The organism is Yoonia sp. R78084, from assembly GCF_044595625.1.
Taxonomy (GTDB): Bacteria; Pseudomonadota; Alphaproteobacteria; order Rhodobacterales; family Rhodobacteraceae; genus Yoonia.
In genome coordinates this window covers 1,017,438-1,042,052 of record NZ_CP138993.1, presented here as the reverse complement: position 1 = coordinate 1,042,052, position 24,615 = coordinate 1,017,438, and the positions used below count along the sequence as shown (strand labels likewise).

The window sequence follows — 24,615 nt, the reverse complement described above, 5'->3', positions numbered from 1 at the left end:
TGGTCTTAACCCTTCATCACGTTGACGTCTTCAACGTCGATGGTCCCGCGGTTGCGGAAGAAACAAACAAGGATCGCAAGGCCGATCGCGGCCTCGGCGGCGGCAACTGTCAGAACGAACAGGGTGAAGACCTGACCGACCAGATCGCCCAGATAGCTGGAGAAGGCGACAAGGTTGATGTTCACCGCCAGCAGCATCAATTCGATGCTCATCAGCAGGATGATCACGTTCTTGCGGTTCAAAAACAACCCGAAGATGCCAATGACAAACAGGGCGGCCGCCACCGTGAGATAATGTTCAAGTCCGATCATACGCATCTTCCTTCATAGGGCATGGGCCCCGGTCTTTATTCGCAGTCCCGGACCTGATCCGGGACCTCATGTTGTCGTCCGGCCGCGGGCTTATCCCGCCAGCACAAATTCTTTCTTATCGCCACGCAGCTCCGGATAGGCCGCTGCACAGGCGCATGTTTCTGTTGTCTCGGTCGTGATCGCCAGATCACGGGTCATAAAAGCAAGGTCCGCCGCGATCCGTTCAAAGGTCGCAAAAACCCGCGATCCGGATTGATGGCGCTCAAGCACTTCGCGGACATCATCGGTGCGATCAAACGCGCTCTCGGGTCCCATGTTTTCTTCGGCGGCGCGGAAAGACAGCGTTTCACCCGTCGCACATTCCACCAAAGCATACCCTTTGTAGGATCCTTCTTGCGTCCACCAATGTGTCCACATCACACGGCCCTCACCCAGATCGCGGTGGCCATATTCGCCGCCGTGGCTGATATGCGTGATCCGCCGACACTCTGTCAGCGTCAGCGCGCTGGCAGTCGTTGCGAAAAGCAACATGGCCGTGGATATGATGGCGAGTTTCCGCATATCTGCTTACAGACCCTGCCCCGGCTTGACGTCTTTCAGTTCCATCGCCTTGGCCGGATCACGGTACATCTGTGCAAGGATGTTCTGGCGCTTGATGTCGACACGGTGGCGCAGCGTCAGCACAATCGCCCCGATCATCGCCACAAGCAGGATCAGGCCCGAAAGCTGGAACAGCAAAATGTATTTGTCATAGATCAGCAGACCCAGCGCACGGGTGTTGTCCAGATCACCCGCAGGTGCCGCAATGCGGCCTTCAACACCATCAGCAAAGCCCCAAACACCCAGCGCCAGCGCCAGTTGCATCAGGATCACCACGCCGATCAACAGCGCCAAAGGCAGGTATTTCGTCATTTCCGCCTTCAGTTCGGCGAAATCAATGTCGAGCATCATCACAACGAAAAGGAACAACACCGCAACAGCGCCCACGTAAACGATAATCAGCAACATCGCCACGAATTCCGCGCCCAAGGTCACGAACAGCCCCGCAGAGGACAGGAACGCAAGGATCAGCCACAGGACCGAGTGGACCGGATTGCGGCTCACCACGGTCATCAGACCACCGGCAACGGTCGTCACGGCAAAGAGGTAAAATATGAACGCGAAGACGGTCATGCGCTTTCGTCCTTTTCTAAGACTTCGGTTGCCAGTTCCATTGCTTTGGTCATGGCCGGTACGCCTGCGAACATGCCCATCTGGGCGATCACTTCGGCGATTTCCTGTTTCGTGGCGCCTGCTTCAACCAGATGGCGGACGGTCAGCCGGATCTGTGCCTCGGCCTGCGCGCCCAGCACGGTCAGCCCCGCAAGTGTCAGCATCAGCCGTGTTTTCGCGTCCAGCCCATCAGGGTTGATCCCCTTGCCAAAGAACATCTCCATGGTTTCCTTGGGCATGGTGGGCCAAAGGTTTTCGAACCCTTTGGGCGTGAAGGACTCCAGCGCCGGATTCATGGCTTTCGCCCAGTCCTGGCCCATCTTCATCATGGCGTCAAAGGGGTTCTGTTCGGTCATCTGTACGGCGCGTCCAGTTCGAGGTTGCGTGCAATCTCGGATTCCCAACGGTCGCCGTTCTCAAGCAGTTTGGCTTTGTCGTAGTAGAGCTCTTCGCGTGTCTCGGTGCTGAATTCGAAATTCGGACCTTCCACGATGGCATCCACAGGACAGGCTTCCTGACAGAAACCGCAATAGATGCATTTGGTCATGTCAATGTCATAGCGCGTGGTCCGGCGGCTGCCGTCATCGCGTGGTTCGGCGTCAATCGTGATCGCCTGCGCAGGGCAAACGGCCTCGCAGAGTTTACATGCAATGCAGCGTTCTTCGCCGTTGGGATAGCGGCGCAGCGCGTGTTCACCACGGAAACGGGGCGACAACGGCCCCTTTTCGTGCGGATAGTTCAGCGTGGCCTTGGGCGAGAAGAAGTACTTCATCCCCAGCTTGAAGCCGACCCAGAAATCCTGAAGCAGGAAGTATTTCGCGGCGCGGGTATAATCCATTTGCGTCATTTTATGCTCCCATAGCCCAGCGTGCCCAAAAGCCGCCGAGTACTTCGAATTTTGCAAGGAACGACACCAGCACGACCCAACCCAGCGACAGTGGCAGGAAGACCTTCCAGCCAATGCGCATCAGTTGGTCATAGCGGTAGCGCGGGGTGATGGCCTTGACCATCGCGAACATGAAGAAACACATCGCCATCTTGAGCACCATCCAGAAGATGCCATCCGGCAGGAACGGTACAGGGGACAGCCAGCCCCCGAAGAAGAGCAAAGAGATCAGCGCACACATCAGCACGACCGCCATCAATTCACCGATCATGAACAGCAGGAACGGGGTGGAGGAGTATTCCACCTGATAGCCCGCCACGAGTTCGGATTCCGCCTCGGGCAGGTCGAACGGCGGGCGGTTTGTTTCGGCCAAGGCGCTGATAAAGAACAAAAATAGCATCGGGAAATGCGCGACCCAGAACCAGTTGAACAGGCCTGCATTGCCGTCTTGCGCCGCAACGATATCGCCAAAGTTCATGGAACCCGCCGAGATGATCACGCCCACGATGATCAGACCGATGGACACCTCATAAGAAATCATCTGTGCGGCAGAGCGCAGTGAACCAAGGAACGGGTATTTCGAGTTGGACGCCCAGCCACCCATAATGACGCCGTAGACCTCCAAAGAGCCGATGGCGAAGATATAGAGGATCGCCACGTTGATATCCGCGAGCACCCAACCGTCATTGAAAGGAATCACGGACCAGGCGATGACTGACAAAACAAAGGCAATCAGCGGGGCAAGGAAGAAAACGAATTTATCCGCGCCGGCAGGGACCACGATTTCCTTGACGATGTATTTCAGAAAGTCGGCAAAGGACTGCAACAGACCGAAAGGACCTACAATGTTCGGCCCCTTGCGCATCTGGACGGCAGCCCAGACCTTACGGTCGGCATACATCAGAAACGCAAGTGCAACCAGAAGCGGCACAAGCACCAGCAGGCATTGCCCCAAGATCACAAGGACGATGCCAAGGTTGGTGTTGGTAAAGAATTCAACCATTGTCGTCGTCCTTATTCTGCGGCCAGTGGCGCAGATTTCCGTGCCTTCGCGTTCGCACTCAGCTCTGCCATCAGTGTTGATGCGCGGGCAATCGGGTTTGTCAGATAGAAATCGGTCACCGCATTGCGGAAGTCAGCCGATCCTGGTTTCTTGACGGGCAGAGCCGACCATTCATTCTCTGCCACTTCATCAATCTCACCCAAATGCGGATGCGCCGCCACAATCGCCTGACGCAGTTGCGCCATGCTGTCGAATGGCAAGGTGGCTTCCAATTCTGCGGACAACGCCCGCAGGATCGCCCAGTTTTCCTTGGCCTGCCCCGGTGGGAAGCTGGCACGCAGTGCCAGTTGCGGGCGGCCTTCGGTGTTGACGAACAACCCGTTTTCTTCGGTATAGGCCGCAGAAGGAAGAATGATATCAGCGCGATGCGCACCACGGTCGCCGTGCGATCCTTGGTAGATCACGAAGGCACCGGGTTTGACCTCAACTTCGTCCGCACCAAGGTTATAAATCACTTCGGCGCCCTCAAGTGCGGCCTCAAGCCCGCCTTCGGTTGCGGCACCCACATCCATGGCACCCACGCGGCCAGCCGCAGTGTGCAGGATCATCAACTTGCCACCCATGGCATCAGCGGCTTTCATCGCCTGACTCAAGACAGCTTCGCCATCAGCCTCGTTCAAGGCACCCTGGCCGACAATCACGATGCTGCTTTTACCTTTCTTGTCGCTGTGATCGGCGGCAGCAAAAACAACCAGATCATCACGCCCTGCACCAATCTGTTCCACATCAAAGGTCAGGTCATCGTTCGCACCGATCCGTGCGACATGCGCCCCACGTGACCATGCCTTGCGGATACGCGCATTCAATACCGGCGCTTCCTCGCGCGGGTTCGTGCCGATCAGCAGGATCATGTCGGCATCATCAATGTCTTCGATCACGGCAGTGCCGACATAACCAGAGCGGTTGCCAATAGGCAGTTTCGCACCATCCGTGCGGCACTCGACGCTGCCACCCTGCCCTTCGATCAATTGCTTGAGCGCGAAAGCAGCTTCAACAGGCGCCAGATCACCCACAAGACCCGCGACTTTCTTGCCTTTCATCGCGGCGGCCGCAGCGGCAAGCGCCTCAGGCCAGCTAGCTTTGCGCAGCTTGCCGTTTTCACGGATGTAAGGCGTATCCAGACGCTGGCGGCGCAGACCGTCCCAGACAAAACGGGTCTTGTCGGAAATCCACTCTTCATTCACGCCGTCATGGTTGCGCGGCAGGAAACGCATCACTTCGCGCCCTTTGGTATCCACACGGATGTTGGACCCAAGCGCATCCATCACGTCGATTGATTCTGTTTTGGTCAGTTCCCACGGACGGGCGGTAAAGGCGTAGGGCTTAGAGACCAGCGCACCCACGGGGCATAGATCAATGATGTTGCCCTGCATATTCGAATCGAGCGTTTCGCCCAGATAGGACGTAATCTCGGCATCCTCACCGCGCCCTGTCTGGCCCATCTGGTGAATACCGGCGACCTCGGTCGTAAAACGCACACAGCGGGTGCAGGAGATACAACGGGTCATATGGGTTTCGACCAACGGACCCAGATCAAGATCCTCTGTCGCGCGCTTGGGCTCGCGGAAACGGCTGAAATCGACGCCATAAGCCATCGCCTGGTCTTGCAGGTCACATTCACCGCCCTGATCGCAAATCGGGCAATCCAGCGGGTGGTTGATCAGCAAAAACTCCATCACGCCTTCACGGGCCTTTTTGACCATAGGCGAGTTTGTTTTCACAACAGGCGGCTGGCCTTCCGGTCCAGGGCGCAAATCCTTGACCTGCATCGCGCAAGAGGCGGCAGGTTTTGGCGGGCCGCCCACAACCTCGACCAGACACATGCGGCAGTTACCCGCAATGGAAAGCCGCTCATGATAGCAGAAACGCGGGATTTCGATCCCCGCCTCTTCACAGGCCTGTATCAGGGTCATGGCCCCGTCAACTTCGACCTCATTTCCATCAATGATGACTTTGCGCAGATCAGACATGGCGTGTCCTATGTGTTCCCTCATGCGCCTTAGGCCGCAAGGGACCTAGCGCGTTGTCACGCGTTCTAACGCGACAGGCCACGCGATGCCAGTCAGATTGACAAAAAAACGATCACTTTTCGCACTTGCAGCAAAGTCTTAGCGCAAGAGCCAGCCAACGCGCGTATTTGCGGCGATTTGGGCGCGACCTACGGTGCAATAGCTGTCAGGATCATCCGCAACGACCCCAAGGCGGGCCAATTGTGCACGCGCAATGCCCTCAAGCCGGTCTTTTTCTGCGTCGTCATTGATGTAGGCATCAATCTCTTCATCAGAAAAGCCAAGGCTGCTGGCATGGCTGCGCAGGGATTGCAGATACCCATACCCGCGAAACAGGCGCGCACGAATGCTGTCGCATTGCTCGGAAATCTCATAGGCCATGCCGACAGCGATAATGCCGTCGCGTACATGTGCCACATCTTTCAGCGCGGTCTGTGCAGACGCATGACCCGCAGACATAACCGTCGCGACAGCCATGACGGCACCAAGGGCAAAGTGTTTCATTCTCGATCTCCTCTGCGACACCCGACGCGTCACATTGCTCGCAGTACAGATCATCTTTCGGGCGGCGTTATTCAATATCAGGGCTTTGACATCGGTATATTCATGCCGAATAGAGAAAACAGAGTGAGTTAAGTCACTGACATCATGTGTTTTTACCTTGACTTGTTCATAGCCGATCCTTGGCACGCAACCAATCCCAGCCAAAAGCCTCTTCGCTATCGCCATGCGTCTGCCGATGCTGCAGCTTGGCCATCGCTTCGTCGAGCGTCGGTTGCGTCCCTTCCGGCACCCACCACATCACAAAATGCATCTGTACCAGCGTTTCGAACCATTCTTTGCTGCGATTCATGAATCTGGCGTGCAAGGTATCAAAGACATAGGTCCGCAATTGTGCGGGCGTTTCCCAAACCGACAGATTGGCTACAAACTGCGGATCACCGTCCAAATGCGCCTCGGTGTTGCCCTTGCCGGGCTCGCCCGAACCTTCCATCATCCACACAAACCCCGGCATGCGCTTGCCCAGTCCGTTAATCAGATCAAGGTTGTTCATAAACTCGGCCACGCGCGGATCATCCGTGGGGGCAATCAGGCGACCTATGTTCAACTCGGCAAGGTGCATCTGCTGGTCCTTTCTGGGCGGGTGGGTTGAAACCCACCTTACATTACCGCCGCCGTTGCCGTGCCGGCGCAATACCTGCGATCCCCTTGCGCAAAAACGCCAGTGTCAGGATCACCCCGATAAGCGCCAAAGCACCTGCCGCCGCATAGGCCCAAACGGGCGCTATGTCAGCCCGCACAGCTGTAACAGTAAACCACGCGGGCAAAAAGCAAACGCCAGACGTGACAAGGGCCGCGCCAAAGCTCGCGGCCCCGTCAAGAATATTCTGAAACGCCATAAGGGTTTAGGCGGGGATCAGCAGCGCGCTGATGGCCGAGCCTTCAAGCACCTCGGCGTCCCCTGCGGCGCAAAGATCGTCGGATGTGATATCCACGCCGTGCTTGACCTGAAAGCTGCGCTGGCTGACGTCGGTTTCAAGTTCGATACCGGCGCGCTGGCTGTTTGCGGACAAAGACCCGCGGCCAACCTCGTTGCGTGCTTCGTTCAAAGAGGAATCCAACGCCGCATCATAGCTGTAACGCGCGCAGTTCTGCGCAATACGGTTGGCCAGCGTCAGGCTCGCGTAGTACTGCGGCGTCGACATATTGAACAATTTCTGCACAGCCGGATCATCAAATGACCGCGCCCCGCCGGTTGTACAAGCGGCCAGTGCCAAAGCCGCGCCAAGCATCAATCCACGTGTCATCATTCTGCTGCCATCCCCGCCAAACGTTTGCCTTTGATCCGGTCCTCGATTTCGTCCCGGAAGTTCTTGATCAAGCCCTGGATCGGCCATGCAGCCGCATCCCCCAGCGCGCAAATCGTATGGCCTTCGACCTGTTTTGTCACGTCGAGCAACATATCAATCTCTTCCACGCTGGCGTTGCCTTCGACAAGACGCGCCATCACGCGCATCATCCAGCCGGTGCCTTCGCGGCACGGCGTACACTGGCCACAGCTTTCGTGCTTGTAAAACTTGGACAAACGCCAAATCGCCTTGATCATATCGGTCGAGTTATCCATCACGATCACAGCAGCCGTGCCAAGGGAGGATCCCTTTTCCTTCAGCGCATCAAAATCCATGACAGCGTCGCGCATGTTCTCGCCGCGCACACATGGCACGGATGAGCCGCCCGGAATAACCGCTTTGAGGTTATCCCAGCCGCCGCGAATACCGCCGCAATGCTTTTCAATGAGCTCTTCAAAGGAAATCGACATTTCCTCTTCAACAACGCAGGGGTTGTTCACATGGCCCGAAATCGCAAACAGCTTGGTGCCTGCGTTATTCGGGCGGCCCATGCTGGCAAACCAGCCACCACCACGGCGCAGGATCGTCGGCACAACGGCAATGGATTCCACGTTATTCACCGTGGTCGGACAGCCATAAAGACCCGCACCCGCAGGGAACGGCGGCTTCATGCGCGGCATGCCCTTTTTGCCTTCAAGGCTTTCCAAAAGCGCCGTTTCTTCGCCGCAGATATAGGCACCGGCACCGTGGGTCAGGTAAATATCGAAATCCCAGCCGGATTTGGCAGCATTCTTGCCCACCAGCCCGGCGGCGTAGCATTCGTCAATCGCGGCCTGCAGCGCCTCTTTTTCGCGGATGTATTCGCCACGGATGTAGATATAGCAAGCATTCGCGTTCATCGCGAAAGACGCAATCAAGCACCCCTCAACCAGCGTATGCGGGTCGTGGCGCATGATTTCGCGGTCCTTGCATGTACCGGGCTCGGATTCGTCGGCGTTCACCACCAGATAGGCCGGACGACCGTCACTCTCCTTGGGCATGAAAGACCATTTCAAACCCGTTGGAAAACCCGCTCCGCCCCGGCCACGCAGACCCGAGGCTTTCATTTCATTGATGATCCAGTCACGGCCCTTCTTGATGATGTCGGCAGTACCATCCCAATGGCCCCGCGCCTGCGCACCTTTCAAAGTGCGGTCATGCATCCCGTAAAGGTTCGTGAAAATCCGGTTCTCATCTTTGAGCATCAGCTATCGCCCTTGTCTTTTTGGCGCGCACGCCAGAGTTGGTAGGTCTGCCACAGGGCAAACCCGAAACCGGCGAGCGCTGCAAGGTCAAAAAGGGCCCGCAAACGGTTCGGCCAGTCATATTCGGCGCCAATCAGATTGGCCAACACCCAGAAAACACCTGTCCCCGCCACAATCAACGCGACGCGTTGTCCCGCGCGGCTCTCAGAGGTGTTTCCGTGTTGGGCCATTCGTCTGTCGTTGCCTTAGTAAACGCCACCCTTGTCAACCTTCTTGGAGAATTCTGTTTCTCCACCGGCAGCAAGAGTCTTTGCCTGTTCGACCCAGTTATCACGGGTCGCACGGCCTTTGAAACCTTCCAGATTGTCATCAATCCAGGCCTGTTCTTTGGGGCCCCATGTTGCGATCTGGTCAAAGTGGAAAATGCCCATGCCATGCAGGGTTTTCTCGAGCTTCGGACCAACGCCTTTGATCTGTTTGAGATCATCCGGGCCGCCATCACGTGCTGCACTCAGGAACTCTGGCGCGTCATCAGCCGTGGATGCAGGTGCCTCAGCAACAGGCGCAGCAGCAGGCGCGGCTGGCTTCGGTGCAGGTGCGGCGGCAGCAGCAGCAGGTTCTGGCGCAGCAACAGGGGCCGCCTTTGCAACAGGGGCTTCAACCTGGTTGGGGCCAGGTGCAGGTTCGCGCCACCCCAACGCCAGCGCGATCGCGGCAATCACACCAACGATACCACCTATAAAGGCCGAACCAAACAGTCCGTAATCGTAAAGAACAAATGCAACGCCTGCTGCAATAATGGCAAACAAAGCAGCTACGGCAATAATGCCCTGACTGATCGGTGCAGTATCTTTCATGGTCTTCTCTCTCCCTCAGGTGGCCGGTGTGGCGGCCTTGCAGATAAAACGCCAACCGCCTGTGCCAAACTGACGCAAGCGCACGTTCAGGGATATCTCTAACCCAATCTTTGCCATCCGGTAAAGAAATACCGCAAAAGCCCAAGACATCCGGTCGGTTGCAGACGCGCGATGCCTAATGGCTATGCGTTTACGCATCCTTGGCGAGATCTGCCGCCTGTGCCATCCAGTTATCGCGCGCGATGCGACCTTTGAATTTCAAACGGCTGTCGACCCAGGCGATCTCTGCTTCTGTCCATTTGGCGATCTGGTCAAAGTGCCAGAACCCCAGCTCGTTCAGCACCTGTTCCAGCTTGGGGCCAACGCCACTGATCTTTTTGAGATCATCTGCTTTCCCGTCACGCGGGGCGGTCAGTGTTTCCGGCGCGCTCCCGATCTCGGCCTCGGCAACATCAGGGTTCGGATTGGACTTGCCGGTCGGTTTCGCCTTGGATTTCGCAACCGCCTGCTGCTTGGTCGTGCCGGTCTCATCGACAGGCTTGTCAGCGGCGGGTTTGGCGGCCTTCGCCTTTGTTTTTGGCGCAGCGACTTTCTTGGCGTCTTTCACCCAAGGCGTCAGCAAAGGTACTTCGGTGCCGTCAATCCGTTTGACCGTATCGCCGATATCCGTCGCCAACTGCACACTGGCGTTATATTTGGTCTTGCCGCTGTCATAGTCTTTCAGCGTGGTCAGCCCTTTGAGGGGCTCTGCCGCAAAGCGCCCGTTCTGGGGGCCCGGTGTCGGTACGCGACCGGCGGCAAGTTCGTCGATGATTTCGCGCAGACGCTCGGCGGTCAGATCTTCATAGTAATCCTTGCCGATCTGGGCCATCGGCGCATTGGCGCAGGATCCCAGACACTCAACCTCTTCCCACGAGAATTTCCCATCAGCCGAGAGTTCGTGCGGCTTGTCCGCGATTTTATCCTGACACACGCCAATCAGATCTTCTGCACCGCAGATCATGCACGACAGCGTACCGCAGACCTGAATATGTGCTACAGAGCCAACGGGCTGTAGCTGGAACATGAAGTAGAAAGAAGCGACTTCAAAAGCGCGGATGAAGGCCATATCCAGCATATTCGCGACATATTCGATCGCAGGGCGTGACAGCCAGCCTTCCTGTTCCTGCGCGCGCCACAGGATCGGAATGATCGCCGAGGCCTGACGGCCTTCGGGGAATTTCTTCATCTGCGCCTCGGCCCATTTCTGGTTCTCGGGCGTGAAGGCGAATGTCTCTGGCTGTTCATGATAAAGGCGGCGTAGCATCAGGTCTTTCCGGTCACATCGTTGCGGTGAAACAGGTTTCACCGGATTTTCATTGTTCCCCTAACATACCGGGCGGCCCGGGCAAGGGATTTGTCTTCAGGCGCAAGCGCCCGTGGTCAGGCGAAAGGCCTGTCCATCAATCGCGCCCTGCCCCTCTGCGCGCAGTTCTGTCATGACACGGGCCAGATCTTCACGCGACAGCACGGCATCGGCCATGATCAGATCGGTGTTGGCGCTAGTCAGGGCACATCCGTTCGCTTCGACACTGCTCACAAAGCGCGCTTTCGCGGATTGTGGCACCGCAGCGGGTGCCGGCTCTTGTTCCGCTGGCGGCGCAGGCAGCGGTATAATGATCGGCACGGCGCAGGCTGTCACCCCCAGAAGTGCCGCAAGTGTCAGATAACGCTTCATATCTTTGTTCCTTGAACAGGGCCGGCGCTAGTTTTCAACAGCAGCCGGCGCAACGGCAAACACATCTGTGAGACCATAGACCAGAATAAACACCGACACGGCCAAACCGACCACACCGCCAATAAAAATCCCCGCCATACGCCCGCGGAACATGCGCGACACCGCAGCCGAGACGAAAAAGCCCAGCGCGACCAGAATGCCGAGGATCAGGTCACCCAGGGTCATCTGTCGATCTCGCCGAACACGACATCCATTGTCCCGATGATCGCACTGACATCCGCCAACTGGTGGCCCTTGCAGATATAATCCATCGCCTGCAGGTGAAGATAGCCCGGCGCGCGCAGCTTGGCGCGATACGGCTGGTTTGTGCCGTCCGCCACCAGATATACGCCGAATTCGCCCTTGGGGGCCTCGACCGCGGCGTAAACCTCGCCCGCTGGCACGTGGAACCCTTCGGTATAAAGTTTGAAGTGGTGGATGAGCGCCTCCATCGAGGTTTTCATCTCACCACGTGTCGGCGGCGTCATCTTGCCGCGCGCCATCACATCGCCCTTTTCATGGCGCAGCTTTTCGCAGGCCTGACGGATGATGTGCACCGACTGGCGCATCTCTTCCATGCGGCACAGATAGCGGTCGTAGCAATCGCCGTTCTTGCCCACTGGAATCTGGAATTCGAATTCGTCGTAGCATTCATAAGGCTGCGCGCGGCGCAAATCCCATGCAAGGCCGGACCCGCGCACCATGACACCGGAAAAACCCCATTCCTGAATATCTTCTTCCGTAACGATCCCGATATCGGCGTTACGCTGTTTGAAAATCCGGTTCTCGGTCAGCAATCCGTCGATATCGTCCAGCACCTTTGGGAATGCGACGGCCCAGGTATCAATATCCTCGATCAGCTGATCTGGCAGGTCCTGATGCACACCACCGGGGCGGAAATAGGCGGCGTGCAGACGTGCACCACAAGCGCGCTCGTAAAAAACCATCAGCTTTTCACGCTCTTCAAAGCCCCAGAGTGGCGGGGTCAGCGCGCCGACGTCCATCGCCTGCGTCGTGACGTTCAGCAGGTGGTTCAGCACGCGTCCGATCTCGGAGTAAAGCACACGGATCAGCGATGCGCGGCGCGGTACTTCGGTTTTGGTCAGCTTTTCGATCGCCAGACACCAGGCGTGTTCCTGGTTCATTGGTGCAACGTAATCCAACCGGTCGAAATACGGCAGGTTTTGCAGATACGTGCGGCTTTCCATCAGCTTTTCGGTGCCGCGGTGCAGCAGGCCGATATGCGGATCGCAGCGCTCCACAATTTCACCGTCCAGCTCCAGCACCAGACGCAACACGCCGTGTGCCGCAGGGTGTTGCGGGCCGAAGTTGATGTTGAAGTTTCTGATCTGCTGCTCGTCCGTCGCCGCATCAGTCGATCCATCATCATAGATATTTGTCCGGATATCACCGTCCATCATGGCTCAAGCCCTCGCTAAATTGTCTTGCCACCGCTGTGGCAGAGGCCCGACATTGCGGGCCACCCATTCATAGTGTTCATTCAATAGCCCCAAAGCGCGGGGACGTAATTTGTCCAGCATCACCACCTCGGGACCCTCATTGGCGGGACGGGCGACGGTTGGTTCGACCTGTCTGATCCCCAAGAACGCACAGAGCCGCGCCAGACCCTCAGCCGTAAAAAGGTCTTCGGCAAACTGGATCAAAAGCCTCCCCTCGGGGATGACGCGGCGCAGTTTACGGATGATCTTGGGGTAATCCCCGCGCTCAAGAATATGCTGCTCATGACCGCGATTCAAAATCCGGTAGAGGATATTGTTGGATTTCTTTTCATAGACCTCGTGGTCCTGCCGCTGGCGGCGCGCCTGCATCCGGATATGCGACCACAGGCGATCCAGTGGATCACGGATCAGATAGAGAAATTTTGCATTGGGCGAAAGGTCACGCATCCGCGCAAGCACGTCATCCGACAGCGTTGCATAATTGGGCGTGATATCACCAACGACTTGTGCATCACGTCCTTCGGTCAGCCATGCAACATAAGCGCTGTCGTCCGTGCGATCACCCACAAGCGTGGCGATCAGTGCTTTCATCTCATTGATGCGGCGGTCCATATTCTCGACCTGCCAACCACGGCCCTCTGCATCGGCTTGCACCTTGGCCGCGCGCATTTCACGCAGACGGACGCGAAAGGCCACCAACTGTTTTTCACAGCGTTCCGCGTCGAACGTATCCCAATAATGCGCTTCCTTCACCGCAGGCATGGCACACTCGGGGTGATCATGCAGATAGCGGTAAAGCCAGGTGGTGCCCGCCTTCGTGGCACCAACGCAAAAAAGAAGGGTTGGCGCGGCCATCAGCCTGCTTTCTCTGCTTTCTTCTCGTCGCCCGGCAGGATGTATTCGGCCCCTTCCCACGGTGACATGAAATCGAACTGGCGGTATTCCTGCACAAGGCTGACAGGTTCGTAAACCACACGCTTCTGCACTTCGTCATAGCGCACTTCGGTATATCCGGTTGTGGGGAAGTCCTTGCGCAACGGATGCCCGCGGAAACCGTAATCCGTCAGGATGCGGCGCAGATCGGGGTGACCCGAGAACAGGATGCCGAACATATCAAAGACTTCACGCTCGAACCAGTTGGCCGACGGATGCACCGAAATAATCGAGGGCATCATATCCTCTTCACGGATCTGCACGCGCAGGCGGATCCGGTGGTTCTGATACATGCTGAGGAAATGGTAGATCACGTCAAAGCGCTTAGCACGGCTGGGATAGTCCACTGCCGTAATGTCCACGAGCGAGGAAAACTTGCATGCGCCGTCCGTCTTGAGAAACTCGACAAAGGCCACCAGCGCCGAGGGTGCGACAGTTACTGTCAGTTCGTCATGGGCGACTTCCCAAGACAGCACGCAGTCGCGGCGCTTCATCTCAAGATGGGTGCCAAGTTCTTGCAGGGATTCAGTCATTTTCTCTTCCTTTCGTCCCGTTTAGCGGACGACGTTTTCACGCGTGCGGCCTAGCGCACGATAGTACCGGTGCGGCGCATTTTGCGCTGCAATTGCAGGATACCGTAAAGCAGCGCCTCGGCCGTGGGCGGACAGCCCGGCACGTATACATCCACAGGCACGATCCGGTCACAGCCACGCACAACCGAATAGCTGTAGTGATAGTACCCACCGCCATTCGCACATGACCCCATCGAAATCACATAGCGCGGCTCCGGCATCTGGTCATAGACCTTGCGCAGCGCAGGTGCCATTTTGTTGGTCAGCGTACCGGCCACGATCATCAGGTCCGACTGGCGCGGGGATGCGCGCGGAGCCGTGCCAAACCGCTCAAGGTCATAGCGCGGCATCGAGGTGTGCATCATTTCCACAGCACAGCAGGCCAGACCGAATGTCATCCAGTGCAAGCTACCGGTGCGCGCCCAGTTGATGATGTCCGCGGTTGAGGTCACAAGGAAACCCTTGTCCTGCAACTCCGAGTTAATCAGCTGCGCGCCGTGCTCTTTGTCGGCACCTACAGCGGTTCCAGTCATCACTCCCATTCGAGCGCCCCTTTCTTCCATTCGTAGGCAAAGCCAATCGTCAGCACGCCCAGAAACACCATCATCGACCAGAATGCCGTCATGCTGACATCCTGGAAGGCCACGGCCCATGGGAACAGGAACGCGACTTCAAGGTCAAAGATGATGAAAAGGATCGCGACCAGATAAAAGCGCACATCGAACTTCATCCGCGCATCGTCAAATGCGTTAAAGCCGCATTCATAGGCAGATACTTTTTCAGGGTCAGGGTTGCGCACCGCAACAATGGCCGCAGCAATGATCAGGATCAGGCCCAGCGCAATGGCGAGCCCCAAAAAGATCATGATCGGCAGGTATTCAGAGAGCATTTCCTGCAAGGGGTGTTCCTTTCGGCAGGGCGCGCATGTCACGCACCGTCTGTTGGCTGCGTTGTGCATACCGTTGCCACAACAAAGGGTCAACCGAGCGGAAGGTCACACCACAGCAATTTGAAAGGATTTATTTCGCGCGATTGGCCACAGGATGGCGCGGCGACAGCAGTGCACCGGCAACAGAAAGCAGTGACACATTATGCGCAAGTCCATTTGCCCGCGTTTCCTGCCCGAGGATGATATCGGTCATTTCGGTCAGGTTATCGGCCTGCTGATCGGTCAGCCAGAAGATCGCATGCATTCCGACAGTGAAATCAGCCGGCATATCCGTCACCTCAACGCGGCAGCCATTGCCCATCGGCTGAAAGCTCTGCGAGGTCACAGTGACAGACCCATTCGGCAGCACGATCATCACATCATGGCGCGCCTCGGTGGATGTCAGCACCTTGGCGTCGACTTTCACGATCATCGGCTGATCGGGGTTCTGGGGGTCAGCGGCATGGGGGGCTGCAACAGCCACATCAAAGAACCCGTTGTCATCCGCAGGACCCGTCAGAATACGTCCGCGGCGGGTTTGGGGCTGCAATGCACACTGGCGGCGCGCCACAGCGGCGGAACAGGGCAGCACCAGCTTTGTTTTCAGACGGATTTGCCATGCGGGGCCCGCATAGGCCAAGAAATTAAACAGAATTTGCAAAAGCGCCATAACCACGCCCATCGCGGCAACAGCGAGACACACCAGAATAACAAGTGCTGCCGACTGGTGCTCTGCGGGGGCCCAGCCTGCGACGATCTTGATCAACGGCATCACGACGATCAGCGCCGTGACAGACAATGACAAAGCGATCGTCTCAAGTGTGACGTTCGGGAAAAGGATGACATGGCCGACAACCAGCATCGCAACCGACAAGGACGCCAGTGTTGCGCGCTCGGGGGTCAAAGCGGCGGGATCAAAGAACGCCACGCCCAGCATCACGAGCACGGGAATCGCGACCGCAAGCGCGATCAAGCGGCGCAAACGCATGACGCGATACATCATCTGTTCGGCTGTGGGCCATTCAAATTGCATGTCACTCTCCTACTCCGCAGGTAGAATGCCCTGCGAAATCGGTCAGAAGTGAGACACAATTCTGACGATTATGACGCCGAAGTGACGGTCCAATCCGGTTTTCGCCGCTCAAAAAAGGCAGAAATGCCTTCTTTCGCTGAACGGCCCTCCCACTGGGCGATCAACGCGTCGATGGACCGCGCAATCACCGATTCGTCGATGACAGGGCCCAATGTGCGCGCAAAGGCTTTGGCCGCGGCTACTGCATCAGGCGCACATTGCAGATAAGGGGCCACTTCTGCCTCGATCGCCTCATCCAGCGCAGCTACCGGGACAGCTTTGGCGACAACACCCAGATCAACCGCTTCGGAAGCTTCAAAAAGCCTGCCTGACATGAACACCCGCCGCGCCATTGCCTCACCCATCCGTGCCAGAACATAAGGCCCGATGGTCGCGGGGATCAGCCCCAGCTTGGTCTCGGTCAGCCCGAATTTGGCGTGATCCGCCGCAATTGCGATATCGCAGACACAGGCCATGCCCACACCGCCGCCAAAAGCGTTGCCCTGCACCCGCCCGATGACCGGTTGTGGCAATGTGTTGATCGCCCCCAGCATCTGCGCCAGCGACTGTGCCGCTGCGCGTTTCTTTGCGGCATCACCCGCCATCTGGTGCTGCATCCAGCCCAGATCACCACCTGCGCAGAAAGATGCACCCTGCCCTGTCAGGACGACGACGCGGATCGTAAGATCTGCCGCAATCTTCGCTGCCACAGCCGTCAGATCATCAATCAGCGCCTGCGACAGCGCATTGTGCTTTTCAGGCCGCGCAAGGGCCAAAGTCGCGACACCGCGCGCATCGACATCCAGCTCTATCATCGCATCCCCTTTGCCATTGCCGCCGCCTGCGCAATCACATCCGCATCCACGCCGGTCGCGTACCCCAGCCGCTCTAAAAGCGCCAAGACCGCCTCCGTCGCCACATTCCCCGGTGCGCCCGGCGCATAAGGACAGCCACCCAAACCACCTACAGCGGAATCAAAGGCACGCAGCCCCAGATCAAGCGACGCCCCGATATTGGCCAAGGCCAGCCCGCCTGTGTCATGGAAATGCCCCGCAAGATCAGCGGCGGGTGCCACGTCCAGCACCGCCTTCAGCATCGCGGCAACACGTTCGGGTGTCCCCTTGCCGATCGTATCCCCCAAAGACACCTGCATCGGCGCAAGATCACGCAGCATTTCAACTGCGCGGGCCGCAGCATCCGGCGCCGTTGGGCCATCAAAAGGGCAGTCGGTGACGCAAGAGACATAGCCCCGCACCGTCACGCCTGCGTCCTCTGCCGCCTGCACAACAGGGCGTAGCCGCGCGACGGACTCCGCAATGCTGCAATTCAGATTGCTCTGTGAGAAACCTTCCGATGCGGAAATGAACACCGCGATATCCGTCGTCATATCCGCACGTCTTGCGGCCAGAAACCCCTCCCAGCCGCGCATATTGGGCACCAGAACCGCATAGCGCACACCCGCCCGTGGCGTCAGACCCGTCAGCACCTGATCCGAATTCGCCATTTGCGGCACCCATTTGGGGCTGACGAAACTGCCAACCTCGATATCGCGCAGACCCGACTGGCTGAGCAGATCAATCAGCGCCACTTTATCCGCGACCGCGATCACCCCAGGCTCGTTCTGCAAGCCGTCGCGCGGGCCGACCTCGTGGATACGGACATGCTCCGGCATCACCCCTCCCATGGCGCATAGAACGCCTTGGCATAAAGCGCGGGTGCATCCGGCAGGGCCTTTTGAAACGCAGGGCGCGCCTCCAGGCGGGCATACCACGCGGCCAAGGCGGGCAAGTCATCCAGATGAACGAAATGCTTTGCCATATAGACCGCCTGCCCCACGCTGATATCAGCCGCAGAAAAGCCGGATAGCAGATAGTCCCCTGTCAGCGCCAGTTCCACTGTGCCCAAGGTTTTCAACAGGCGCTTGGCCTCCAGTTGCATGATGATCGGCGACCGCATGCTGTCATCATATAGCGCAATATGTTGCTGGGTCAGGGCGGCAGTATGCTGCGAGATCGTCTCGGCGAAATGGATCCAGTTCAACCACTGTGCGCGCTCGGCGTGACTTGGGTCGCGACCCAAGCCCGCCTGCGGGAAACGCTCGCAGAGATATTCGGCAATCGCCCCGCTTTCAGTCAGGACGACCCCATCAATCTCGAGTGTCGGCACACGGCCTGTGGGGTTGAGCGAACGGTAGGGTTCCTGCCGCAGCGTCTTGTCGAACGGATAGGTGACGAGATCAAAATCCAGCCCCAACTCATGCAACAGCCACAGGCTGCGCATCGAGCGGGTTTGCGGGCAATGGTGCAGCCGGATCATACCGTGTCCTCCAGCCGGACCATCAATGCACCCGCGGTGACCTGATCGCCCGTGCCCACGCGCACCTCTGCGACGATGCCAGTACGCGGGGCACGTAGCACATGCTCCATCTTCATCGCTTCCAGCACCACCATACGGTCCCCCTCTTGCACGGTGTCACCTGCCTGCACGGCCACATCCCGCACCAGACCGGGCATCGGTGCCAGCACGGCATCACCGCCCAGTACCGCCCCACTGCGCGCCAGCGGATCGACCACGTCAAAACTGATGCTTTGCTGCCCGAAAACCGTCACGCGCCCTTGGTGCAAAACCGCTGGGACACCCCAATGCCCTGCGCGGCGCTGCAACGAAACTGTTTGTCCGTCAATGTCCACGCGGCACTGATCCGCGCTTTGCACGTGCAGGACCGCCACGATATCCACATCACCCTGCCGCAACAGGATCTGCCGCTGCAAAGGCTCCCACAGGGTGAACCCTGTGAAAGGATCATCCGCCAACCGTGCCACCATCACAGCCGCAATCGCGATGTTGCGCGCGGTCGGGACAACCGCCGCACCAAGCGTTTCACCATGCCGCGCAATCAGCCCTGTATCGACATCACCCGCCACAAAGTCCGGCACACGTGCCAAGCGGCGCAGAAAATCCAGATTGGTTACAGTCCCGGCAACTTCTGTGCCATCCAGCGCCGCCGACAAGGACCGCAAAGCCCCCGCCCGATCCGGGCCATGTACTGTCACCTTGGCAATCATCGGGTCGTACCAAGGAGAAATCTCGTCCCCCTGCGCCACGCCGCTATCAATGCGCGCGTCCTTCGGGAATATCAGGTGATCAATAACGCCTGTGGCAGGTAAGAAGCCCGCAGGCACATCCTCGGCATAAAGCCGCGCTTCAAAGGCATGGCCTGTGATCGCAAGGTCCTCTTGCCTGGCGGGCAAGGGCTCACCCGCCGCGACGCGCAATTGCCATTCCACCAGATCAACGCCCGTAATCGCCTCGGTCACCGGATGTTCGACCTGCAGGCGCGTATTCATCTCCATAAACCAGAACCCGTCGGTGCGCAGCCCATCACTGCCATCCACGATAAACTCGATGGTACCGGCACCAGCATATCCGATAGCCTTGGCCGCCTTCACCGCCGCAGCCCCCATGGCAGCGCGCACTGCATCGGTCATCCCCGGCGCGGGTGCTTCTTCGATCACCTTCTGGTGACGCCGCTGAAGCGAACAATCGCGTTCGAAAAGATGCACCGCGTCTTTGCCATCCCCAAAAACCTGCACCTCGATATGGCGCGGTGCGGTGATATATTTCTCGATCAGGACATCGGCATTGCCAAAGGCGGTGCGCGCCTCGGCCTGCGCAGAGGCAAGGTTTTCGGCAAAATCCGACGCCCGTTCGACAAGACGCATGCCCTTGCCGCCGCCACCAGCAACAGCCTTGATCAGCACGGGATAGCCGATCTGGTCGGCCTCGCGCGCCAGAAAATCGGGGTTCTGGTTTTCACCATGATAGCCCGGCACCACCGGCACGCCCGCGTCATGCATCAGTGCCTTGGCGGCATCCTTGAGCCCCATCGCGCGGATCGCATCTGCCGAGGGCCCGATGAATGTCAGACCCGCCGCTGTAACCTGTTCTACAAAATCCGGATTTTCTGACAAGAACCCATAGCCCGGATGGATCGCCTGCGCACCTGTATCAAGGGCCGCCTGAATGATCAGATCACCGCGCAGATAGCTGTCAGCCACTGGAGCAGGCCCCAGCCGCACCGCCTCATCCGCCATGCCCACATGCAAGGCCTGCGCATCCGCATCGGAATAGACCGCCACCGTGCGCACGCCCATGGCGCGGGCCGTGTGGATGATCCGGCAGGCAATCTCGCCACGGTTGGCAATCAGGATTTTGTCAAACATCGCCATCACATCCGGAACACGCCAAAGCGTGTCTCCTCGATTGGTGCGTTCATGGATGCCGCCAGCGACAGCGCCAGCACCTCGCGGCTTTTGCGCGGGTCGATGATGCCGTCATCCCAGAGCCGCGCACTAGCATAAAGCGGGTGCGATTGTTCGGCGAACATATCAATGGTCGGTTTCTTGAAGGCGGCTTCTTCCTCGGCAGACCATTCCCCGCCGCCGCGCTCGATCGCGTCGCGTTTGACGGTGGCCAGCACGCCAGCGGCCTGTTCGCCACCCATCACCGAAATTCGTGACGTCGGCCAAGACCACATGAAATTCGGACTGTAAGCCCTTCCAGACATACCATAATTCCCTGCACCAAATGATCCACCAACAACCATTGTGATCTTCGGTACCTTCGTGGTTGCCACGGCTGTCACCATCTTGGCCCCGTGCCGCGCGATCCCTTCGTTCTCGTATTTCTGCCCGACCATGAAACCGGTGATATTCTGCAAAAACACCAACGGGACCTTGCGCTGGCTGCACAGTTCCACGAAATGCGCGCCCTTCTGTGCGCTTTCGGAAAACAGCACACCATTGTTGGCGATAATCCCGCAGGGCCAGCCGTCGATATGGGTAAAGCCGCAGACCAGTGTTTCGCCGAAACGCGCCTTGAATTCGTCAAAGCGCGATCCATCAACGATGCGCGAAATAACTTCGCGGATGTCATACGGCGTACGCAGATCAGCAGGCACCACGTCAAAGAGCGTATCAGGATAAAACGCGGGAGGTTCGGGCGGTAGCCTTTTGGCCTTTATAGACTTTTCCAGATTACAAGAGGCTACCGCCTGCCGCGCCAGCGCCAGCGCATGGGCGTCATCCTCGGCCAGATAATCGGCTACACCGGACAGGCGCGTGTGCACATCACCGCCACCCAGATCCTCGGATGATACCACCTCGCCTGTCGCGGCTTTCACCAAAGGCGGGCCTGCCAGAAAGATCGTGCCCTGATCGCGGACGATGATCGACACATCCGCCATGGCGGGTACATAGGCGCCGCCCGCGGTGCAAGACCCCATGACAACGGCGATCTGCGGGATGCCTTTGGCGGACATCTGCGCCTGATTGTAGAAAATCCGGCCGAAATGGTCGCGGTCGGGAAAGACCTCGTCCTGATTGGGCAAGTTGGCACCGCCACTATCCACCAGATAAACGCAGGGCAAATGGCAGGCCTCGGCGATTTCCTGTGCGCGCAGGTGTTTCTTGACGGTCATCGGATAATAGGTGCCGCCCTTCACAGTGGCGTCATTACAGACGACCATCACCTGATGGCCATTTACACGGCCCACGCCCGCAATGACACCGGCACAGGGTGCTGCCCCGTCATAAAGCCCGTGCGCTGCCGTGGCGCCCACCTCGAGAAACGGACTACCGGGATCAAGCAACCCCGCCACGCGGTCACGCGGCAGCATTTTACCACGGCTCAGGTGGCGGGCACGGGATTTTTCGCCACCGCCAAGCGCCGCGATCCTTGCGGCCTCTGCCACATCCGCCAAGGCGGCCTCGTGTAACTTGCGATCACTCATGCCCCGAGCCCTTGTGGTGCAGGCAGGCTCTCACCGCGCGGGCCCACATAAAATGTTGTTGTCAGACCAAAGGGATGCACACAGTTGATCACCATGCGGATGGCCGGATCGGGATGTGTCGTGGCTGCACAGTCGGACGGGCTTGCCCCCGTGGGTGCGGCGGCCAGATAGGCGGCGGCATAGCGGTTGATAATTTCTGATTCACTCGGCACCGTTCCGTATTGCAGGCCGAGATAGGCTGCGAGCGCAACAAGTGCCGCCAACGGAAGAAAGAAATAAGCGCGCCTCATCCGTCGGTTTTCCCGCAAAACTGTGCAAAGGCCCCGTCCCTCGCCGCCACGCAAGCCTGCCTGACCGTGAATTCCAGCTCCAAGGCAATCAGCGCGGTTTCACTCATTTCACAGGCCGCTTTATCCGCCTCGGCGGTGGTTGTTTCGGTCTGGCCCACCCGCAGCGCGCATTCCAGCGCCACATTCGCCGTTGCCGCAGCCGGATTTGCAACCGACGCACGCAGATCATTATTTTCGCCCTCGGCAAGGTCGGCAACCCATGCCTGCAACCCATTGTAATTATTTGCTATTCGCCAGTCCCAATAGGCCTGTTCTGCTGCGAGACACGCCATAGGGTCAGCGGTGCAGGCCCGCGCTGAGTAGCCAATACAGGCCCGTGCCGCGCGTGTCACAAGCCCGCCGGGGCCTTTGGACATTTGATCATTGATGCAGGCATCGGTTTCGGATGCCGTGAAGGTCATACCGTCCAGCTCGACGACAGGTGGCGCGCCAAAGGATTGCGCGAAACCGGCCACGGGCATCAAAAGGAACAGCGCAAGCCATTTCATGACATGGCCGCCATCAATTCGCGGCCCACCAGCATCCGGCGGATTTCCGATGTGCCAGCCCCGATCTCCATCAGCTTTGCATCACGGAAAAGCCGCGCCACAGGGGCATCGGCCAAAAAGCCCGCGCCGCCCATCGCCTGCACGGCCTGATGGGCCTGTTTCATCGCCTCTTCGCTGGCATAAAGACAGCAGGCCGCCGCGTCCTGCCGCGTGACCGTGCCCCGGTCACAGGCGCGCGCGACCTCGTAGACATAGGCGCGGGCCGAATTCATCGCCGTATACATATCGGCGATCTTGCCTTGCATCAGTTGGAAATTACCAATCGGTTCGCCAAACTGTTTGCGGGTGCTCAGGTATGGCATGACCTCATCCAGACAGGCAGCCATAATGCCAAGCCCGATGCCCGCCAGAACGACCCGTTCGTAATCGAGGCCCGACATCAGAACGCGCACGCCGCGGCCCTCTTCGCCCAACACGTTCTCGAACGGGACTTCGACATCGTCAAAGATGAGTTCGGCCGTGTTCGATCCCCGCATCCCCAGTTTGTCGAAATGGGGCGAAGTGGAAAACCCTGTCATCTCTTTCTCGATCAGAAAGGCCGTGATCCCTTTGGACCCCGCCGCAGGATCGGTTTTGGCGTAGACCACCAGCGTATCGGCGTCAGGGCCGTTGGTGATCCAGTATTTGTTGCCGTTCAGGCGGTAATGATCGTTCCGCTTTTCCGCACGGAGCGTCATTGAGACCACGTCAGACCCCGCCCCCGACTCGGACATGGCAAGCGCGCCGACATGTTCACCCGATATCAGCCGCGGCAGGTATTTGGCCTTTTGCGCCTCGGTGCCGTTCAATTTGATCTGGTTCACACAAAGGTTGGAATGCGCCCCATAGGACAGGCTGACTGAGGCACTGGCGCGGGCGATTTCCTCGATCGCGACCGTATGCGCGAGATAGGACATGCCTGCGCCACCATAGGCTTCATCGACGGTGACGCCCAAAAGTCCCAGTTCACCCATTTCCGGCCAAAGTGCTGGGGGGAAGGCATTCGATTGGTCAATCTCGCCCGCCATCGGTTTCACGCGGGTTTGCGCCCAGTCATGGACCATATCGCGGAGGGCATTCACATCCTCGCCCAGATCAAAGGTCATTGAGGCATGAAACATCGGTTGCTCCAGATTAATTGAACGCTTGTTCATTAATAGGCGCAAAGCGCGCGGTGTGTCGAGTCATTTCTCGTTGAGCAGCTTCAGATCCTCTGGCGAAAAAACGTAAGGTCCCGGCTTGGTGCGCCGCAAAGCCCACAAGCGGCGCAGCTCCTTTTGGGTGCCGTCAGTCACATGGGCAAAATAGGCACGTATATAGGCATTATACTGGTTGTGCGGCTGATCCGGCTGCTTCTTGCCCGCCTTCTTCTCAGCCTCGATCTGCTTTGCAACGTCAACGGCATCAGCCAACGTCCGCCCGACATTCGCTTTCATCCAGTCCATAAAGGGGGTCGAGAACTTGTAGCCAGGGATTTCGGCCTGCATGAAACGGCGCATGTTCTGGGTATTTTTGTAGCTATCGGTGATCACTGTCTCGCGCGTCAGGGGCGCACTGTGCCAATCGAATTTTGAGGTCACCTTCCGGGCCTTCTTTACCTCCTTCGGTGGCACGCCATGATCAAGAAAATAGGCAATCCTGTCGGCGATGTCGAATTTGCCGCCGGTCGTCTTCAACCCGTTCGCCCGTGCGAAATCCACAAGCTCTGACTTGAGGTAATACCACTGTCGAAAGGTGGCTGCGTCAGCGCATTGCGCAATATCCGGGCGATCGGTCATACCCGTAAAAGTAGAA

32 protein-coding genes are annotated in these 24,615 nt (G+C 58.2%); all 32 read right to left on the bottom strand.

Features of this window, described 5'->3' with window-relative positions:
• Positions 1-5: 5 nt before the first annotated feature.
• Entirely contained in the window at positions 6-311 is a 306-nt protein-coding gene (gene nuoK, locus SJY29_RS05385; RefSeq protein WP_008235370.1) for an NADH-quinone oxidoreductase subunit NuoK, read from the bottom strand.
• 90 nt (positions 312-401) lie between these two features.
• A complete protein-coding gene (locus SJY29_RS05380) occupies positions 402-842 on the bottom strand; it encodes a hypothetical protein (RefSeq protein WP_400087701.1) in 441 nt (146 codons plus the stop codon).
• A gap of 36 nt (positions 843-878) precedes the next feature.
• Positions 879-1,484: an NADH-quinone oxidoreductase subunit J gene (locus tag SJY29_RS05375; protein WP_055293118.1), complete on the bottom strand. Its 606-nt coding sequence runs from the start codon at positions 1,482-1,484 to the stop codon at positions 879-881.
• A complete protein-coding gene (locus SJY29_RS05370; RefSeq protein ID WP_400087699.1) occupies positions 1,481-1,879 on the bottom strand; it encodes a carboxymuconolactone decarboxylase family protein in 399 nt (132 codons plus the stop codon). The genes SJY29_RS05375 and SJY29_RS05370 overlap by 4 nt, the downstream gene beginning before the upstream one ends.
• Positions 1,876-2,370, bottom strand: coding sequence for an NADH-quinone oxidoreductase subunit NuoI (gene nuoI, locus SJY29_RS05365; RefSeq protein ID WP_055293121.1), 495 nt, complete (start codon positions 2,368-2,370; stop codon positions 1,876-1,878). The genes SJY29_RS05370 and nuoI overlap by 4 nt, the downstream gene beginning before the upstream one ends.
• Position 2,371: 1 nt before the next feature.
• Positions 2,372-3,412 (bottom strand): NADH-quinone oxidoreductase subunit NuoH, encoded by a 1,041-nt coding sequence (gene nuoH, locus SJY29_RS05360; RefSeq protein WP_110280506.1) that lies wholly within the window; start codon positions 3,410-3,412, stop codon positions 2,372-2,374.
• Between the two features lie 11 nt (positions 3,413-3,423).
• Positions 3,424-5,442, bottom strand: coding sequence for an NADH-quinone oxidoreductase subunit NuoG (nuoG, locus tag SJY29_RS05355; RefSeq protein ID WP_400087696.1), 2,019 nt, complete (start codon positions 5,440-5,442; stop codon positions 3,424-3,426).
• Positions 5,443-5,580: 138 nt separating this feature from the next.
• Entirely contained in the window at positions 5,581-5,985 is a 405-nt protein-coding gene (locus SJY29_RS05350; protein ID WP_110280504.1) for a DUF5333 domain-containing protein, read from the bottom strand.
• A 166-nt stretch (positions 5,986-6,151) separates the two neighbouring features.
• Positions 6,152-6,604 (bottom strand): DUF3291 domain-containing protein, encoded by a 453-nt coding sequence (locus SJY29_RS05345; protein WP_110280503.1) that lies wholly within the window; start codon positions 6,602-6,604, stop codon positions 6,152-6,154.
• Between the two features lie 43 nt (positions 6,605-6,647).
• Positions 6,648-6,881 (bottom strand): hypothetical protein, encoded by a 234-nt coding sequence (locus SJY29_RS05340; protein WP_400087694.1) that lies wholly within the window; start codon positions 6,879-6,881, stop codon positions 6,648-6,650.
• 6 nt (positions 6,882-6,887) lie between these two features.
• Positions 6,888-7,292, bottom strand: coding sequence for a hypothetical protein (locus SJY29_RS05335; protein ID WP_110280501.1), 405 nt, complete (start codon positions 7,290-7,292; stop codon positions 6,888-6,890).
• Positions 7,289-8,575: an NADH-quinone oxidoreductase subunit NuoF gene (gene nuoF / locus SJY29_RS05330; protein ID WP_110280500.1), complete on the bottom strand. Its 1,287-nt coding sequence runs from the start codon at positions 8,573-8,575 to the stop codon at positions 7,289-7,291. The genes SJY29_RS05335 and nuoF overlap by 4 nt, the downstream gene beginning before the upstream one ends.
• On the bottom strand, positions 8,575-8,805 hold the full coding sequence (locus tag SJY29_RS05325; RefSeq protein ID WP_110280499.1) for a DUF5337 domain-containing protein: 231 nt from the start codon (positions 8,803-8,805) through the stop codon (positions 8,575-8,577). The genes nuoF and SJY29_RS05325 overlap by 1 nt, the downstream gene beginning before the upstream one ends.
• A 15-nt stretch (positions 8,806-8,820) precedes the next feature.
• Positions 8,821-9,432 carry an NADH:ubiquinone oxidoreductase gene (locus SJY29_RS05320; RefSeq protein WP_400087691.1) on the bottom strand — a complete coding sequence of 204 codons (612 nt, stop codon included), beginning with the start codon at positions 9,430-9,432 and terminating at the stop codon, positions 8,821-8,823.
• A gap of 190 nt (positions 9,433-9,622) precedes the next feature.
• On the bottom strand, positions 9,623-10,738 hold the full coding sequence (locus SJY29_RS05315; RefSeq protein WP_400087689.1) for an NADH-quinone oxidoreductase subunit E: 1,116 nt from the start codon (positions 10,736-10,738) through the stop codon (positions 9,623-9,625).
• 96 nt (positions 10,739-10,834) lie between these two features.
• Entirely contained in the window at positions 10,835-11,149 is a 315-nt protein-coding gene (locus tag SJY29_RS05310) for a hypothetical protein (RefSeq protein ID WP_400087687.1), read from the bottom strand.
• A gap of 27 nt (positions 11,150-11,176) precedes the next feature.
• Positions 11,177-11,374: a hypothetical protein gene (locus SJY29_RS05305; RefSeq protein WP_076658711.1), complete on the bottom strand. Its 198-nt coding sequence runs from the start codon at positions 11,372-11,374 to the stop codon at positions 11,177-11,179.
• Positions 11,371-12,609 (bottom strand): NADH-quinone oxidoreductase subunit D, encoded by a 1,239-nt coding sequence (locus SJY29_RS05300; RefSeq protein WP_400087685.1) that lies wholly within the window; start codon positions 12,607-12,609, stop codon positions 11,371-11,373. Before SJY29_RS05300 ends, SJY29_RS05305 begins: the two co-directional genes overlap by 4 nt.
• Before the next feature lie 3 nt (positions 12,610-12,612).
• Positions 12,613-13,503 (bottom strand): sulfotransferase, encoded by an 891-nt coding sequence (locus tag SJY29_RS05295; RefSeq protein WP_400087683.1) that lies wholly within the window; start codon positions 13,501-13,503, stop codon positions 12,613-12,615.
• Positions 13,503-14,114, bottom strand: coding sequence for an NADH-quinone oxidoreductase subunit C (locus tag SJY29_RS05290; protein ID WP_400087681.1), 612 nt, complete (start codon positions 14,112-14,114; stop codon positions 13,503-13,505). Before SJY29_RS05290 ends, SJY29_RS05295 begins: the two co-directional genes overlap by 1 nt.
• Positions 14,115-14,164: 50 nt before the next feature.
• Positions 14,165-14,695: an NADH-quinone oxidoreductase subunit B family protein gene (locus tag SJY29_RS05285; RefSeq protein WP_181417207.1), complete on the bottom strand. Its 531-nt coding sequence runs from the start codon at positions 14,693-14,695 to the stop codon at positions 14,165-14,167.
• A complete protein-coding gene (locus tag SJY29_RS05280; protein WP_055686150.1) occupies positions 14,686-15,051 on the bottom strand; it encodes an NADH-quinone oxidoreductase subunit A in 366 nt (121 codons plus the stop codon). Before SJY29_RS05280 ends, SJY29_RS05285 begins: the two co-directional genes overlap by 10 nt.
• 121 nt (positions 15,052-15,172) lie before the next feature.
• Positions 15,173-16,114, bottom strand: coding sequence for a hypothetical protein (locus SJY29_RS05275; protein WP_400087678.1), 942 nt, complete (start codon positions 16,112-16,114; stop codon positions 15,173-15,175).
• Between the two features lie 68 nt (positions 16,115-16,182).
• A complete protein-coding gene (locus SJY29_RS05270) occupies positions 16,183-16,968 on the bottom strand; it encodes a crotonase/enoyl-CoA hydratase family protein (protein WP_400087676.1) in 786 nt (261 codons plus the stop codon).
• Complete coding sequence (locus SJY29_RS05265; protein WP_400087674.1) at positions 16,965-17,825, bottom strand: hydroxymethylglutaryl-CoA lyase; 861 nt, start codon at positions 17,823-17,825, stop codon at positions 16,965-16,967. The genes SJY29_RS05270 and SJY29_RS05265 overlap by 4 nt, the downstream gene beginning before the upstream one ends.
• Positions 17,825-18,469, bottom strand: coding sequence for a glutathione S-transferase family protein (locus SJY29_RS05260; protein WP_400087672.1), 645 nt, complete (start codon positions 18,467-18,469; stop codon positions 17,825-17,827). Before SJY29_RS05260 ends, SJY29_RS05265 begins: the two co-directional genes overlap by 1 nt.
• A complete protein-coding gene (locus SJY29_RS05255; protein ID WP_400088842.1) occupies positions 18,466-20,376 on the bottom strand; it encodes an acetyl/propionyl/methylcrotonyl-CoA carboxylase subunit alpha in 1,911 nt (636 codons plus the stop codon). The genes SJY29_RS05260 and SJY29_RS05255 overlap by 4 nt, the downstream gene beginning before the upstream one ends.
• Before the next feature lie 5 nt (positions 20,377-20,381).
• Positions 20,382-21,944, bottom strand: coding sequence for a carboxyl transferase domain-containing protein (locus SJY29_RS05250; protein ID WP_400087670.1), 1,563 nt, complete (start codon positions 21,942-21,944; stop codon positions 20,382-20,384).
• A complete protein-coding gene (locus SJY29_RS05245; RefSeq protein WP_400087668.1) occupies positions 21,941-22,234 on the bottom strand; it encodes a hypothetical protein in 294 nt (97 codons plus the stop codon). Before SJY29_RS05245 ends, SJY29_RS05250 begins: the two co-directional genes overlap by 4 nt.
• Positions 22,231-22,782: a hypothetical protein gene (locus SJY29_RS05240; RefSeq protein WP_400087666.1), complete on the bottom strand. Its 552-nt coding sequence runs from the start codon at positions 22,780-22,782 to the stop codon at positions 22,231-22,233. The genes SJY29_RS05245 and SJY29_RS05240 overlap by 4 nt, the downstream gene beginning before the upstream one ends.
• Positions 22,779-23,942 (bottom strand): isovaleryl-CoA dehydrogenase, encoded by a 1,164-nt coding sequence (locus SJY29_RS05235; RefSeq protein WP_400088840.1) that lies wholly within the window; start codon positions 23,940-23,942, stop codon positions 22,779-22,781. Before SJY29_RS05235 ends, SJY29_RS05240 begins: the two co-directional genes overlap by 4 nt.
• A 63-nt stretch (positions 23,943-24,005) precedes the next feature.
• The gene (locus SJY29_RS05230) at positions 24,006-24,599 is read right to left on the bottom strand and encodes a DUF6434 domain-containing protein (RefSeq protein ID WP_400087664.1); all 594 of its coding nucleotides are present in this window, start codon (positions 24,597-24,599) and stop codon (positions 24,006-24,008) included.
• Positions 24,600-24,615 lie beyond the last annotated feature (16 nt).